General features: G+C 35.7%; 14 protein-coding genes. 9 read left to right on the forward strand and 5 right to left on the reverse strand.

Features of this window, described 5'->3' with window-relative positions:
• Positions 1-127 precede the first annotated feature (127 nt).
• Both G6R40_RS01520 and metG read right to left on the reverse strand, forming a co-directional pair.
• Positions 128-598: a DUF962 domain-containing protein gene (locus tag G6R40_RS01520; RefSeq protein WP_165130894.1), complete on the reverse strand. Its 471-nt coding sequence runs from the start codon at positions 596-598 to the stop codon at positions 128-130.
• Between the two features lie 250 nt (positions 599-848).
• The gene (gene metG / locus G6R40_RS01525; RefSeq protein ID WP_165130896.1) at positions 849-2,882 is read right to left on the reverse strand and encodes a methionine--tRNA ligase; all 2,034 of its coding nucleotides are present in this window, start codon (positions 2,880-2,882) and stop codon (positions 849-851) included.
• Positions 2,883-3,013: 131 nt separating this feature from the next.
• Between metG and G6R40_RS01530 the strand changes: the two genes are divergently transcribed.
• The 5 genes from G6R40_RS01530 (at position 3,014) to G6R40_RS01550 (ending at position 8,589) form a co-directional block, all read left to right on the forward strand.
• Positions 3,014-3,526 (forward strand): nuclear transport factor 2 family protein, encoded by a 513-nt coding sequence (locus G6R40_RS01530; protein WP_165130898.1) that lies wholly within the window; start codon positions 3,014-3,016, stop codon positions 3,524-3,526.
• Between the two features lie 80 nt (positions 3,527-3,606).
• Positions 3,607-4,326: a pirin family protein gene (locus G6R40_RS01535; RefSeq protein ID WP_165130900.1), complete on the forward strand. Its 720-nt coding sequence runs from the start codon at positions 3,607-3,609 to the stop codon at positions 4,324-4,326.
• A gap of 113 nt (positions 4,327-4,439) precedes the next feature.
• Positions 4,440-5,678 (forward strand): phosphoribosylamine--glycine ligase, encoded by a 1,239-nt coding sequence (gene purD / locus G6R40_RS01540; RefSeq protein WP_165130902.1) that lies wholly within the window; start codon positions 4,440-4,442, stop codon positions 5,676-5,678.
• A gap of 185 nt (positions 5,679-5,863) precedes the next feature.
• Positions 5,864-7,393 (forward strand): glutamine-hydrolyzing GMP synthase, encoded by a 1,530-nt coding sequence (guaA, locus tag G6R40_RS01545; RefSeq protein WP_165130904.1) that lies wholly within the window; start codon positions 5,864-5,866, stop codon positions 7,391-7,393.
• Positions 7,394-7,551: 158 nt separating this feature from the next.
• Positions 7,552-8,589, forward strand: a complete 1,038-nt coding sequence (locus G6R40_RS01550) for a TerC family protein (RefSeq protein ID WP_165130906.1) — start codon at positions 7,552-7,554, stop codon at positions 8,587-8,589.
• A gap of 60 nt (positions 8,590-8,649) precedes the next feature.
• Here the strand turns inward: G6R40_RS01550 and G6R40_RS01555 are convergent, their stop codons facing one another.
• Complete coding sequence (locus G6R40_RS01555) at positions 8,650-9,477, reverse strand: GLPGLI family protein (protein ID WP_165130908.1); 828 nt, start codon at positions 9,475-9,477, stop codon at positions 8,650-8,652.
• A 77-nt stretch (positions 9,478-9,554) separates the two neighbouring features.
• A complete protein-coding gene (gcvT, locus tag G6R40_RS01560; RefSeq protein WP_165130910.1) occupies positions 9,555-10,634 on the reverse strand; it encodes a glycine cleavage system aminomethyltransferase GcvT in 1,080 nt (359 codons plus the stop codon).
• A gap of 155 nt (positions 10,635-10,789) precedes the next feature.
• Here gcvT and G6R40_RS01565 point away from each other — a divergent pair, with 155 nt between their 5' ends.
• Positions 10,790-11,149, forward strand: coding sequence for an MmcQ/YjbR family DNA-binding protein (locus G6R40_RS01565; protein WP_165130912.1), 360 nt, complete (start codon positions 10,790-10,792; stop codon positions 11,147-11,149).
• Between the two features lie 6 nt (positions 11,150-11,155).
• Here the strand turns inward: G6R40_RS01565 and G6R40_RS01570 are convergent, their stop codons facing one another.
• Entirely contained in the window at positions 11,156-12,076 is a 921-nt protein-coding gene (locus G6R40_RS01570) for a bifunctional riboflavin kinase/FAD synthetase (protein ID WP_165130914.1), read from the reverse strand.
• A 179-nt stretch (positions 12,077-12,255) separates the two neighbouring features.
• On the opposite strand from G6R40_RS01570, the gene atpD reads away from it, so the two are divergent.
• The 3 genes from atpD to thrS all read left to right on the forward strand — a co-directional run bounded on the left by atpD (position 12,256) and on the right by thrS (position 16,234).
• Complete coding sequence (gene atpD / locus G6R40_RS01575; RefSeq protein ID WP_165130916.1) at positions 12,256-13,767, forward strand: F0F1 ATP synthase subunit beta; 1,512 nt, start codon at positions 12,256-12,258, stop codon at positions 13,765-13,767.
• 84 nt (positions 13,768-13,851) lie between these two features.
• Positions 13,852-14,133: a F0F1 ATP synthase subunit epsilon gene (locus G6R40_RS01580; protein ID WP_165130918.1), complete on the forward strand. Its 282-nt coding sequence runs from the start codon at positions 13,852-13,854 to the stop codon at positions 14,131-14,133.
• 154 nt (positions 14,134-14,287) lie between these two features.
• Complete coding sequence (gene thrS, locus G6R40_RS01585; RefSeq protein ID WP_165130920.1) at positions 14,288-16,234, forward strand: threonine--tRNA ligase; 1,947 nt, start codon at positions 14,288-14,290, stop codon at positions 16,232-16,234.
• Positions 16,235-16,254: the final 20 nt, after the last annotated feature.

The raw sequence follows: 16,254 nt of genomic DNA on the forward strand, positions 1-16,254 counted from the left end.
CACAAGATAGTGGGGCTTCTTTTTTTTGGATGATTTTTTTCTTTTTCGGGGCGGCGGCGAAGCCGCCGCTCCGAAAACCAAAAAACGTTAAAAAAAACTTTCGGCGCCGCAGGCGCCGAAAGTTTTCTCAATATTTGATATTCAATTCTCTCAGAATAAAACTCAGCAACCACGCTGGTCCAACTAACAAAAACTGAAGATCTTTCAGGAAACTCGGTTTTTTACCTTCAATTTTGTGACCTACAAATTGTAGAATCCATGTGACTACAAAAACAATTAGATAAACCAACCAAGGAGAACTAACATGAATATTTACCGCATAGGCTAAATGTTCCATCAGCAGCATGACAACAAGCATGATAATGGCGATCACCCAAGATAAGCGGAAATAGAAAATGGTTACAAAAATAACAGCAATAATACTCGCAACCGAAATACAACCGAAGTAGGCCAAACAAAAATGTGGTGCCGGAATCAGCGAAATAAAACCTAAAATAGTCCAAAATATAAGCGGAACACAAATCCAATGAATTAATTTATTGGTTCCGTTTTGGTGGCTTTCACCGTATTCGTTGAATAGTTGGTCAATCTTTCGCATGGCAATTTTTTTTTTGTAAAAATAAATGTACAATTTATTTTAATGAATAACCGTTATCTGAATATCAAAACCTTAACCAGTGTCTTCGCGCTTAATCCGCAGTTTTCAAAAAGGAGCATGAGAGATTGGAAGAAAAACATGACTGACTTCACGTTAAATTGAAAAGTTTTCGGCGCCGCAGGCGCCGAAAACTTGTTTTATACATCGAATCTCAAATCTCAAATCTCAAATCTTGACTTTTGACTCTAACTTACCCAATCTCAATACCGTTTTGTACGGGACTATCTGGCGTCACAAAAGACAATTTTCCATCTTCCTTAGTCGTCAACAACAACATACCTTGCGATTCGATGCCACGGATTTTTCTTGGAGCCAAATTCAGTAAAATCATCACTTGTTTTCCAATTACTTCTTCAGGAGTGAAACTCTCCGCAATCCCCGAAACAACCGTTCTTACATCAACGCCAGTATCTACTTTTAGTTTTAAAAGTTTGTCTGCTTTTTCCACTTTTTCAGCTTCTAAAATGGTTGCAGTTCTAAGATCTATTTTTGTAAAATCGTCAAAAGTGATTTCTTCTTTCATGGGATTAGCGTTAGGATTTGTTTTTGCGTTATTTTGTTTTGTTTGTTCCAATTTTTGAATTTGAGCATCAATAACATCATCTTCAATTTTTGAGAAAAGTAGCGATGCTTCATTCATTTGGTGACCCGTTTCAATTAAAATGGGTGTGTTTTCAATATCCATCCAATTCATTTTTTGAACATTGAACATCTTCAATAATTTTTCTGAACTGAAAGGCATAAAGGGCTCGCACAACTGTGCTAAACCAACTGCAATTTGGGCACTAACAAATAAAGAATGAGCCGCTTTTTCAGGAGAATCTTTAATCGTTTTCCAAGGTTCTTCGGTTTGAAGATATTGGTTTCCGAAACGAGCTAAATTCATTAAAGCTGTTAAAGCATTTCTAAATTCAAACTTCTCTAAAAACTCATGAATTTCTTTTGCGGATTTAGAAACTTCCGCTAATTCAGGAGCGTTGATATCACCTTGCGGAACAACTCCGTTGTAATATTTATGAATGAGAACCGCAACTCTATTGATAAAGTTTCCGAAAATCCCCACCAATTCTGAGTTATTTTTGGTTTGAAAATCCTTCCAAGTGAAGTTATTATCTTTAGTTTCTGGCGCTGAAGAAAGCAATGCATAACGCAAAACATCTTGCTGACCAGGGAAATCTTCCACATATTCATTCGCCCAAACCGCCCAGTTTCTTGAAGTTGAAATTTTATCGTTTTCAAGGTTCAAAAACTCAAAAGCGGGAACATTTTTCGGCATATTGTAATTCCCGTGAGCCTTCATCATTGCAGGGAAAATAATGCAGTGGAATACAATATTATCCTTTCCAATAAAATGAATTAAATCCGAATCGTTTCCTTGCCAATATTCTTTCCAATCTTTACCATTTTTCTCAGCCCATTGTTGTGTGAAAGAAATATAACCAATTGGCGCATCAAACCAAACATAAAGCACCTTTCCATCGGCATCTGGAAGAGGAACTGGAACGCCCCAATTCAAATCTCTGGTCATCGCACGAGGTTTTAAACCATCATTCAACCAAGATTTTACTTGTCCGTAAACATTGGGTTTCCAATCGTCTTTATGACCTTCAATAATCCATTCATTTAAGAAATCTTCATAGTCATTTAAAGGCAAATACCAGTTTTTGGTTTCTTTTAAAACAGGAATATTTCCACTCAACATCGATTTTGGATTAATCAATTCCGAAGGCGAAAGTGTAGAGCCACATTTCTCGCATTGATCTCCGTAAGCATTGTCGTTGCCACAATTTGGACAAGTTCCAACGATGTAACGATCGGCTAAAAACTCACCTGCTTGTTCATCAAAATACTGCTCAGAAACCTCTTCCGTAAACTTTCCGTTGTCGTATAAAGTTTTGAAGAAATCCTGACTTACTTCGTAATGTTTTTTATCGGTAGTTCTGGAATATTCATCGAAAGAAATTCCTAAATCTGAGAACGATTTTTTAATGATTTCATGGTATTTATCCACCACATCTTGAGGCGTAACCCCTTCTTTTTTTGCACGAATCGTAATGGGAATTCCGTGTTCATCCGAACCACAAATAAAAGCCACGTCTTTTCCTAATCTTCTCTCGAATCTTGCGTACACATCCGCAGGAATATAAACTCCCGCCAAATGGCCTATATGAACCGGTCCGTTTGCGTAAGGCAACGCCGCCGTAATCAGTTTTTTATTTGACATTCTTATATGTAAAATTTTATGTTGCAAAAGTACGTATTTTAATCTTTTGATTGATAATGCTAATAATATTAAATACAGGTTCGAAACAAATTTCGAGAAATTGATGTATTTTTAAACCAAAAATTAAAAATATGAAGTCAAAATTAGTTTTAATATGTCTTTTGATTGGGATTTCGTTGAGTGTAAATGCCCAAAAAAAAGGATTTTACGAAAATGTACAAAAGAAAAATATTAACAAATTGTTGGACGACTTCAACACATTTGCGGGGAATGCCGATTTTCAAAATTATTTCGATTGTTTTGCTGAAGAATCAACTTTTATTGGGACGGATGCAACAGAAGTTTGGAACAAAAAAGAATTTATGAATTGGGCAAAACCATTTTTTGATAGCAAAAAAACTTGGAATTTCAAATCTTTGAAACGTAATATCTATTTTAGTAAAGACGGAAATTACGCATGGTTTGATGAAATTCTGGATACCCAAATGAAAATTTGTCGCGGTTCTGGAGTTCTCGAAAAAATAGGGGGAAAATGGAAAGTTAAACAATATGTACTTTCTATGACTATTCCGAATGATGTTATTAACGATATATTGAAAGTGAAATCACCTATAGAAGAAGCTCTTTTAGAAAGGATGAAATAAAATGCAACATTTTTATTAACACACATCAATTTATTTTTAATCTTATTTGTAGAGATTTGTATTATAAAAATGAGATTAAAATGAAAACAATATTTTATAAATCAGACAGTCGCGGATATGCGGATCATGGTTGGCTAAAAAGCCATCACACTTTTAGTTTTGCCAATTATTACAATCCAGAAAGAGTTAACTTCGGAGTGCTTCGAGTAGTTAATGATGATTCTGTAGAAGCAGGAATGGGCTTTGGACGTCATCCGCATCGCGATATGGAAATAATATCTATCCCATTAGATGGTCAGTTGCGACATGGTGACAATATGGGGAATGTTGGCATTATCAAAAAAGGTGATATCCAAGTTTTGTCAGCAGGTACTGGCATTATGCACTCTGAAGAAAATGCGAGTGATGTTGATGATGTTAAGTTTTTGCAAATTTGGTTAATGCCAAAAGAAAATGATGTGAAACCGCGTTATGACCAACAAAACTTTGAACAAAAATTAGTTCCCAATCAATTACTTCAAATTTTATCACCTAATAAAGATGATGATGGCGTTTGGATTCATCAAGATGCTTGGTTCAACTGGGGCAAATTCACGGAAGATATAGATATCGATTATCAATTTCATAAAGAAGGAAATGGCTTGTATATTTTTGTGTTAGAAGGCGCTGCAACGATAGGCGATCAAAAGTTGAGTCGTCGTGATGCGATTGGCGTTTGGGACATCAATCAATTAGATTTAAAAGTAAAAAAATCTTCAGAAATATTATTAATGGAAGTTCCTATGAGTTTGCCTGTATAATATTTAATAATTTTTTAAGAAATTTTAAGCCTTGTAATAAAATTATTATGAGGCTTTTTGATGAAAAAGTAGTATTTTTGACACAATAAATCAAATAAGAAATAAATAACATAATGAGAGTACTTATCGTTGGCAACGGAGGTCGAGAATCTGCAATCGCTCAAAAACTTAGTGAGGATCAACGCATTACCAAAATGTATTTTTCACATGGGAATGCGACAACTGAGCAATTAGGCGAAAATATTTACGAAAAAGACATTCAAGAACTTAAAGATTTTGCCATTAAGCAAAGAATAGATATGACCATTGTAGGACCAGAAGCCCCTTTGGTAGAAGGTCTAGTTGACGAGTTCAAAAAGTCGGATTTAGCGGTTTTCGGACCAACAAAAAAAGCGGCTTCTTTGGAAGGCTCAAAAGCCTATTCTAAAAAATTCATGCAAACTTATAATATCAAAACTGCAAGAGCAAAAGTTTTTGATGCTTTTACGGAAGCTGTAGAATATGTAAAAGATGAGAAGTTTCCATTGGTGATTAAAGCAAGCGGATTGGCTGGTGGAAAAGGCGTTGTAATTTGCGAAAATCTAGAAGAAGCAGAAGCAACTTTACGCGATTTCATGATCAAAAGAATCTTCGGCGACGCTGGTATAAAAGTAGTTGTAGAAGAACACCTTAAAGGTTTCGAAGCTTCAATCATTGCTTTTTCAAATGGCGACAAATTATTCCCTTGTATCTCTGCTAAAGATTATAAAAAAGTAGGAAATGGCGACAAAGGCGCTAACACTGGCGGAATGGGATCTGTTGCACCAAGCCCAGAATACACCGCAGAACATCAAGCAGATTTTGAAAAAAATATTTTACATCCAACCATCGAAGGACTCAAAAAAGAAGGTCTTAGCTTCAAAGGATTTATCTTCTTCGGGTTGATGGTTACCAAAAACGGAACTTATCTTTTAGAATACAATATGCGTCTGGGGGATCCAGAAACGCAAGTATTATTACCATTGTTAGAAAACAATCTATTAGACGTCATCGAAGATTGCTACAACGGAAAAGAAATTAACCTTAAGTTTAAAAATAAAAAAGCCGTTTGTCTGGTAATGTGCTCAGGCGGTTATCCGAAGAATTTCGAAACAGGTTTTGAAATTAGCGGAACAGAAAAGGTGAAACACAGTCAAGTTTTGTTCGCAGGAGCAAGACAACAAGGCGACAAGATTATCTCAGACGGTGGACGCGTTCTTAACATCGTGGCAACCGGCGACACCTACGAAGAAGCACGAAAGAAAGTGTACGAAGATGCCGTTCCGGTAGATTTCGATTACGGATTCTACAGAGATGATATCGGAAAATTCTAAATAAAGGATAAGAGATGTTGGGCGACCAATGTCTCTTTTTATTTGGAGCTATTTTCCGCTCTTTGTTGCAATCTTTTTTGGATGGCTGAGCGGAGCCGAAGCCATCCAAAAAAGGATTTCCACGTCGATCGGGGCTATTTTAACAACAACCAACAATTAAAAATTTCAATACAATATAAAAACCTATGCAAAACGGAATTATCATTTTAGACTTTGGCTCGCAGTACAACCAACTCATTGGACGTCGTATTCGCGAGATGGAAGTTTATTCAGAAATCATCCCTTTCAATACACCTTTAGAAGATATTTTAGCCAAACAACCCAAAGGGATTATCCTTTCTGGAGGTCCTAGCTCTGTCAATGCAGAAGATGCCAATTTGATAGAAAAAGCTTTGTTTGAACAAGGTATTCCCGTTTTAGGAATTTGCTACGGTATGCAGTTGACGGCACATCTATTGGGCGGAAAGGTTGACAAAGGCCAAAAAGGAGAATATGGAAAGGCCAATCTAGAAATCATCAAAGAAAATGCTTTATTGAAAGGCGTTTCTCAAAACTCAGTAGTTTGGATGAGCCATTTTGATGAAGTATCAACACTTCCACAAGGCTTCGAACTGAATGCCAAATCAGGCGTTATTGCAGCGATTTCAGATCCTGTTAAAAATATATTCTGCGTACAATTCCATCCCGAAGTATCACACAGTGAGGAAGGTGGTAAAATGTTAGAAAATTTCGTTTTCGACATTTGTAAAGCTGAAAAAAACTGGCAACTTACCAATTATATCGAAACAACCGTTGCTTCAATTAAAGAAAAAGTAGGTGACCAAAAAGTGATTTTGGGACTTTCAGGCGGTGTTGATTCTTCGGTTGCCGCAGTGCTCATCCAGAGAGCCATTGGAGATCAACTGACTTGCATCTTCGTAGATACAGGACTTCTTCGCAAAGATGAAGCTAAAAAAGTGATGGAAAATTATGGCGAGCATTTTCACATGAACATCAAATTGGTTGATGCTGCAGATCGTTTTCTTTCAAAATTGGCTGGCGTAGATGATCCAGAGCAAAAACGTAAAATCATTGGTAACGAATTTATCGCTGTTTTTGATGAAGAATCTCATAAAATAGAAGGCGCAAAATTCTTAGCGCAAGGCACCATTTATCCAGATGTTATCGAATCTCAATCTGTGAAAGGACCTTCAGCGGTTATCAAATCACATCATAATGTTGGGGGACTTCCAGAAGATATGGACTTTGAACTTCTTGAGCCACTTCGTGAACTTTTCAAAGATGAAGTGCGAAAAGTAGGAGAGGAGCTTGGTATTCCGCATCATTTGGTGTACCGTCATCCTTTTCCTGGACCAGGTTTAGGAATTCGGGTTTTGGGTGCTGTAGATGCTGAGAAAGTTAGAATTCTCCAAGAAGCGGACGATATCTTCATCGAAGAACTTTACAAGAATGATCTTTATGAAAAAGTATCTCAAGCTTTTGTGGTTTTGCTTCCCGTAAAATCAGTTGGCGTAATGGGTGACGAGAGAACTTATGAATATACAGCTGTTGTGCGTTCTGCCAATACAATAGATTTTATGACAGCTACTTGGAGCAAGTTGCCTTATGAGTTTTTGGAAACTGTTTCTAATCGAATTATTAATGAAGTCCGCGGAATTAACAGAGTAGCTTACGATATTTCCAGCAAACCACCTGCAACAATCGAGTGGGAATAAATACATGATAAAACTCTTAGAATTTTTCTAAGAGTTTTTTTATCTCTTGTATGATTATTGATATATCGGAAATATTTTTAAAAATCGAGACGTTAGGATTTGATTAATGCCTAATTTTGTACTTCAAAAATTTAAGCTAAAAATAAATTATTTAAAAAATGCATCATCAACATCAAAGCATTATGGAATTGCATCCTGGACTTGTCTGGGGATTTGCAATTGTTGTCATTATAATGCTTCTTTTAGATTTAGGGATTTTCAATAAGAAAGCACATGTCGTATCGTCCAAAGAAGCTACCGTTTGGTCCATTGTGTGGATATCCTTGGCCATGGCATTTTCGGGTGTTGTGTATTGGGTTTTCAATCATGACATGGGCGGACACAAGTTAGCCGTTGAAAAGTTCACCGAATTCCAAGCGGCCTATTGGATAGAAAAAGCATTATCCGTCGATAATTTGTTTGTATTTATCATGGTTTTCAACTTTTTTCGTGTTCCAAAACATTTGCATCACAAGGTTTTGTTCTGGGGCATTATTGGTGCACTTATTTTCCGGGCGATATTTATTTTTGTAGGTGTTGAGATTATTAACTTAACGTATTTACCAGAGTTTGAACTATTTGAACAAGTTGTGAAAATCAATGCTGTAATGACCATTTTCGGATTCTTTTTATTGTATTCTGGGATTAAATCTTGGGGCGGACACAAAGAGAGTGATGACGATGCCGAAGATTTCGCTGACAATGCTGGTGCTAGATTGGTAAAACGTTTTTATAAAATATCAAAAACCTACGATGGTGACAAGTTCTTCACGATAGAAAATGGAGTTAAGATGGCAACGCCACTTTTGGTTGTTGTAGCGGTTATCGAGTTTACAGATGTTATTTTTGCGGTAGATTCTATTCCGGCGATTTTTGCAATTTCGGACGATCCATTTATTCTTTACACCTCTAATATTTTTGCGATTCTAGGACTTCGTTCGTTGTATTTTTTATTGGCAAACTTCATTTATATGTTCAGTAAACTGTCTTATGGATTAGCAATTATCCTTGCTTTCATCGGTGCCAAAATGATTGTTGCGCCTTGGTTGCATGTGCCGTCCCCTGTTTCTTTAGGAATTGTTGGAGGTATTTTGGTAATTTCGGTTCTTATTTCGTTTTTGTTTCCAGACAAGCCAAAACATGCAGATTCTCATTAATTAGAAAATTGAGTTATATACAAAAATCGCCGTTTCTGAAATTTCAGAATCGGCGTTATTTTATTTTAAAGGAAAATGTATGGCTTTGGAAAGTTCTACAGGATTATTCTTTTTTCTGGTTTGCTCCTGGACTTCTTTAGCGTAAATATCTAAATCTTTTATATTATCAATTTTCCTATTTTGATCTGGATTTATACTCCAAGTGCCAGGTTTCATACTTCTGTATTCGGAATACGGATTTTTATAACCATCAACTATAAGTTGTACAAACTTTTTTCTGGTAATGGCAATAGGTTTTATTCCAAAATGAGTTTCGATGATGTTGGAAGTGTCGTAGGTTGTATCAAGTTTTTTAACTTCAATCAATTCATAAGCGAAATTATCGTTATTGTCTTTAACTTCATATATTAATCCTGGTAAAGCACGGAATTTGAAAGGGCCTTCCATAATAGGGATTTCTGGGATAAACCAAGCTTCCCATTGGCGTCCTCCGAATCTTGTTATTGCTTTTTGTAGTTTGTAAGTGTTTTCTTCTTTTGTGTCATTTTTTATTTCCCATACGATAGGATCGTTTGATGGATAACTATAATAATTTTGAAAGATAACATTGTAATTAATATAGTCATCTGTATTTCGTGGATGAGAAACAACCTGCTCCATTGGAAGATTATAGAACATCTTAGTATTAGACTCTAATATTTTATTATTCGAAATCAGATCTTTAAGAATAAATTTTGTTTTGTCTTTTTCAACCTGCAAAACATAATTTTTGTTTGTATAATTTGATGATAAAGAATCTTCTTTAAATCTAAAATTATATGTGATGTGATAATCCTGAGCAAAAGCAAACTGCCCAATAACACTGAATCCCAATAAGAGTTTTTTCATTTAATCATTTTTAATAAAGATATAAAAAAAGCCGATTAACAAACGAAAGTTAATCGGCTTTTTCGAAGACCTGTTCTTTATACAAAAGGTGTTTTAACAACTTTTGCAGGAATGTTTTTATTTCTTACTTGGATGAAGATTTCCGAACCAATTTTGTTATGCGATGTGTTAACATAAGCCAATCCAATTCCGATTTTTCTCATGGGAGATTGCGTACCAGAAGTTACTTTCCCGATAACATTAGCCTCGGCGTCAACCACTGGATAATCATGTCTAGGCACGCCTTTATCTGTTAACTCAAAACCAACTAATTTTCTAGTAACGCCTTCTTCTTTTTGTTTTGCAAAAATATCTTTAGACACAAAATCTTTATCGAATTTTGTAATCCAGCCCAATCCAGCTTCCATGGGTGATGTTGTATCATCGATATCATTGCCGTAAAGACAGAAGCCTTTTTCTAATCTCAAAGTATCTCTAGAAGCAAGTCCACAAGGTACAATTCCGAAGTCTGTACCAGCTTTCATCACCGCATTCCAAAGTGTTTCGGCATCTTCGTTTTTAAAATAAATTTCGAAACCGCCAGAACCAGTATAACCTGTATTAGAAATAATAACATCTTGTACACCTGCTACTGTACCTATTGTGAAATGATAATAAGGAATGTCTCCTAAATTGATATCTGTTAATTTTTGTAAAGTCTCAACAGCTTTTGGACCTTGGATTGCTAACAATGCCATATCATCTGAAGCATTGGTCATTGTTGCGCCAAATTCTGTATTGTATTTAGAAATATGATTCCAATCTTTATCGATATTAGAAGCATTAACAACTACAAAATATTTTTCATCATTCATTTTGTAAATGATAAGGTCGTCAACAATACCGCCTTGTTCGTTGGGAAGACAAGAGTATTGCGCTTTGCCATCTTCTAATGTATTTAGATTGTTGGTAGTCACTTTTTGTAAAAGATCAATAGCCTGTGGACCTTCAATAAAAAACTGTCCCATGTGTGACACATCGAAAAGTCCCACTTTCTCGCGCACGGCGAAATGTTCTTCTGTAACGCCAGAATATTGTACAGGCATATCAAATCCTGCAAACGGAACCATCTTTGCGCCTAAGGCAACGTGTTTGTCGTATAATGCTGTTTTTTTCATTTTTAAATTCTAAAATTCGTGATGCGCAAAGCTAATGATTTGTATGCTGAAAATAAAGTTTTTTTGAAAGCTTTGTAGATGATGAAAATCAATTTCGGAAATATTCTTTTAATTACTTTTAAAATTAATTAAATTTGAGGTATAGTTTTAATAATATGAATGCTGAAGAAATAAGAGAATATTGTCTTTTAAAAGTTGGTGTTACAGAAGATTTTCCGTTCGATAACGAAACTTTGGTTTTTAAAATCGGCGGAAAAATTTTTCTTTTGATGTCTTTGGAAAAGCAGCCCACGACAATCAATCTAAAAGCTAATCCTGATTGGAGTATCGAACTTCGTGAAGAATATGTGCAAATTGTTTCAGGTTATCACATGAACAAGAAACACTGGAATACCATTATAACAGAGGGCTTAAAGAGAGATTTTCTAATTAAATTAATTAATCATTCCTATGATTTGGTTTTCGCATCTTTAACAAAAAAATTGCGTGAAGAACTAATGAACGAAAATTCTTAAACGATTTTAAAACTGAAATTCTTCTGTAAGACGTTTGTCATCGTCTAGTTTTTCAATAAGTTTTTCTAAACCTTCGAATTTAATTTCATCATGTAAAAACTCTCGGAATTTCACACGAATTATTTGGTCATACAAATCGCCATCGAAATTAAGAATGTGCACTTCGGTGCTCAACTTTTCACCATTAACAGTCGGATTGGTGCCAATGCTCAACATGCCTTTGTAAAATTGATTGTCTAACCAAACTTCCACAATATAAGCGCCTTTTTTGGGTAGAATTTTTCCTTCGGGCACTTCGATATTTGCAGTAGGATAACCAATTGTTCTACCGATTTTTTTACCATGAATGACCATTCCCGAAAGCGAGTAGGCGTAACCCAACATGTCGTTAGCTTCTACAATATGAGCCGTTGCCAAGGCCGTTCTTATTTTCGTCGAGCTAATATGTTGATGCTGAAAATCGACTGGACCGAGCTGTTCAACTTGGAAATCTAATTCTTTTGAGAGTTGTTGCAGCAATTCAAAATTACCGCTTTTGTTTTTTCCAAAAGTGTGATCGTATCCTATAATAAGATGTTTAACATTTAGTTTTTTAATTAAAATTTCTCGGCAAAATTCTTCTCCTGTCAAATTTCGGAAGGCTTCATCGAATGTTTTTAAGAATAAATTCTGAATGCCAGCTTTGTCAAGAAGTTCAATTTTTTCGTCCAATGTATTTAATAATAATACATCATCTTGTGGATTGAGCACTTTGCGTGGATGTGGCCAAAAAGTTAAAATGCCAGATTCCAATTCCTTTTCGGTGGCAATTTGGTTGAGTTTATCAATGATGGAAAAGTGCCCACGGTGGACACCATCGAACATTCCTAAAGATAAAGCAAGTGGCTTTGCGCTATGATATTGATCTAAATCTTGGATGATTTTCAAAACAAAATAATTTTGTAAAAAGTCTTAATATTAATAGATAAATCAAGACTTCTTGAACTTTTAAAAATAGAATTTCAAGAACCTAAAGTTCTATTTTGCAAATATGATAAAAATCTTTATTTGTGACAATGCAGATTTACAAACTTTTATTATCTTTGTGCGCAAGAAAAAATTTAGTAATGGCAAACCAAATTAAAGGAAAGATTTCACAAATTATTGGACCAGTTATCGACGTGGTTTTTAATGAAGTTGAAGAATTACCAAGAATATATGACGCTCTAGAAGTTGTGAAAACTGGCGGGCAAAACCTTGTTCTAGAAGTTGAGCAACACATCGGAGAAGATACAGTAAGATGTATCGCGATGGATGCAACAGACGGTTTACAAAGAGGACAAGATGTAATAGGAACAGGGAAACAAATCACAATGCCAATTGGTGAAGGTGTTAACGGTAGACTATTTAATGTTGTTGGTGATGCTATCGATGGTATCCAAAGTTTGTCAAAAGAAGGAGGTTTGCCAATTCACAGACCTGCACCTAAATTTGATCAATTAACAACTTCTGCTGAAGTTTTATTTACAGGTATTAAAGTAATCGACCTTATTGAGCCTTATGCAAAAGGTGGTAAAATTGGATTATTCGGTGGTGCTGGTGTAGGTAAAACAGTACTTATTCAGGAGTTGATTAATAATATCGCTAAAGGACACGGTGGTCTTTCGGTTTTCGCAGGAGTAGGTGAAAGAACGAGAGAAGGTAACGACCTTTTGAGAGAGATGTTGGAGTCTGGTATTATTAAATATGGTGATGAGTTCATGCACTCTATGGAAAATGGAGGTTGGGATCTTTCTAAAGTTGATCTTGAAGAAATGAAAGATTCTAAAGCAACATTCGTTTTCGGTCAGATGAATGAGCCACCTGGAGCAAGAGCACGTGTTGCATTGTCTGGTCTTACAATTGCAGAATATTTCCGTGATGGTGGAGAGTCAGGACAAGGTCGTGACGTATTATTCTTCGTAGATAATATCTTCCGTTTTACACAAGCAGGTTCAGAGGTGTCAGCACTTCTTGGACGTATGCCATCAGCGGTAGGTTACCAACCAACCTTAGCATCAGAAATGGGTGCGATGCAGGAAAGAATTACATCGACTAAAAACGGTTCAATTACTTCAGTACAAGCGGTTTATGTACCTGCGGATGACTTAACAGACCCGGCGCCGGCTACAACCTTTGCTCACTTAGATGCAACTACGGTACTAGATAGAAAGATTGCTTCATTAGGTATTTATCCAGCAGTAGATCCATTGGCATCAACTTCTAGAATCTTAGCACCAGAAATTATTGGTCAGGAGCACTATAACTGTGCACAAAGAGTAAAAGAAATTCTTCAAAGATATAAAGCATTACAAGATATCATCGCGATTCTTGGTATGGAAGAACTTTCTGAAGAAGATAAATTGGTTGTTTACCGTGCTAGAAAAGTACAAAGATTCTTATCTCAGCCTTTCCACGTAGCAGAGCAGTTTACAGGTATTCCAGGATCTTTAGTAGATATTAAAGATACAATTAAAGGTTTTAACATGATTATTGATGGTGAGTTAGATCACCTTCCAGAAGCTTGTTTCAACCTAAAAGGAACTATCGATGAAGCTATCGAAGCTGGTGAAAAAATGTTAGCTGATAACAAAGCTTAATAATTAGACACTAGGTATCAGAGTTTTGACATGAGACTTTAATGTCTGAAATCTGAAATCTGAAATCTTTTAATCTAAATTAAAATGACAATCAAAATTATAACTCCAGAATATGTAGTATTTGAAGGTTCGGTGAACTCGATTTTATTACCAGGAAAACAAGGTGAGTTTCATATTTTTAAAAACCACGCCGCTATTGTTTCAGCATTAGTGAATGGTCATATAAAAATCTATACCGAAGAAATTTCTGCACAGTATTCTAAATATTTCACCAAGGAAGACGAGGCTAACACAGCATTCTCTTTTCCGATAAGAAGTGGTGTTCTAGAATTTAACAACGATAAAGGAATTATCCTTTGCGAGTAAGAATAGAATAAATATATTGAAGCACCCCGAATTTTCGGGGTGTTTTATTTTTTGTTATTTTAAATATTTAAAATTAAATTATAGCATCTTGGCTAAGACCTTGTTAAATATTTGAAAAAAACACTAAATTTGTATCTTAATTTTTTATATCATTATGCTTAAAATTACGCTTCCTGATGCTAGCATCAGAGAATTTGATGGAGCAGTGACTCCACTTCAAGTTGCACAAAGTATCAGCGATGGATTAGCAAGAAATACCATCTCTGCAATTGTTAATGGCCAACAGACAGAAGTTGACACGCCAATAACGACCGACTCTACCGTGCAATTGTTGACGTGGAATGATGATATGGGAAAAAAAGCATTTTGGCATTCTTCAGCCCACCTTTTAGCACAAGCCATTATGGAGTATTATCCAGAAGCTAAGTTGACAATAGGTCCTGCGATTGCTAATGGATTTTATTATGATGTAGATTTTGGTGATAAAGCATTGTCAGAAAAAGATTTTGAAATGCTTGAGAAGAAAATCATTGAAAATGCTAAAAAGAATTCAACTTTCAATTTAAGACATGTTTCAAAAGAAGAGGCATTGAAAGAATATGCTGACAATCCTTTTAAAACTGAATTAATAAACAATCTTCAAGACGGCGAAATTACTTTTGTGACGCACGATAACTTTACAGACCTTTGTCGTGGTGGACACATCCCTGCAACAGGAATTGTGAAAGCTGTTAAAATTCTTAATGCTGCAGGGGCTTATTGGAGAGGAGATGAAAAGAACAAGCAATTGACGCGTGTATATGGTATTTCATTTCCAAAACAAAAAGAACTTACCGAATATCTTGAAAGGCTTGAAGAAGCAAAACGTCGCGACCACCGTAAGTTAGGCAAAGAGATGGGGATTTTTACTTTCTCAGAAAAAGTTGGAGCAGGTCTTCCACTTTGGCTACCAAAAGGTGCTGCGCTTAGAAAAAAATTAGAAAATTTCTTATCTGCTGCTCAAAGAAAACAAGGCTACGAATTTGTGATTTCTCCACATATTGGGCACAAAGATTTATATGTAACTTCGGGACATTACGAAAAATACGGTGCTGATAGTTTTCAACCAATAAAAACACCAAACGAAGGGGAAGAGTTTTTATTAAAACCAATGAACTGTCCACACCATTGCGAGATCTACAAAGCGCAACAATGGTCGTACAGAGATCTTCCAAAACGCTATGCAGAATTTGGAACGGTGTATAGATACGAACAATCAGGAGAATTACATGGCTTGACACGTGTACGTGGATTTACGCAAGATGATGCGCATTTATTCTGTATGCCAGATCAGTTGAATGAAGAATTTGAAAAAGTTATAGATTTGGTTCTTTACGTTTTTGGTTCTTTAGGATTCGAAGATTTTACAGCGCAGATTTCTTTAAGAGATCCTGAAAATAAACAAAAATATATCGGTAGCGACGACAACTGGGAAAAAGCAGAAAGCGCCATTATCAATGCTGCAAAGGCTAAAAATCTTAAGACGGTAACAGAATATGGTGAAGCAGCGTTCTATGGCCCGAAGCTGGATTTTATGGTGAAAGATGCATTGGGTAGAAGTTGGCAGCTAGGAACCATTCAGGTAGATTACAACCTACCAGAACGTTTTGACCTTTGGTATGTTGGTAATGATAATGAAAAGCATCGTCCAGTAATGATCCACAGAGCACCATTCGGTTCTATGGAACGTTTTATCGCGATTTTAATTGAAAATACAGCTGGTGATTTTCCATTATGGCTGAGTCCAGATCAGTTTATTATTCTCCCTATTAGCGAAAAATATGTAGACTATGCTAAAAAAGTTTCACAATTGTTGGAAAATCACGATATTAGCGGTCTAATTGATGAGCGTAACGAGAAAACAGGGAAAAAGATTCGCGATGCAGAGATTAACAAGATTCCGTTCATGTTAATTGTAGGCGAAAATGAAGCTGGTAACAATACGATATCGGTAAGAAGAAGAGGCGAGGGCGATCTTGGCGAGATGAAAATCGAAGATTTCGTTTCTTATTTTAAAACAGAAAGTATGAAAGGCATTAAACCTTTCGGCGAAAATAATTAGTAATAACTTTAAAATTTTAA

The organism is Chryseobacterium sp. POL2 (genome assembly GCF_011058315.1).
GTDB lineage: Bacteria > Bacteroidota > Bacteroidia > Flavobacteriales > Weeksellaceae > Soonwooa.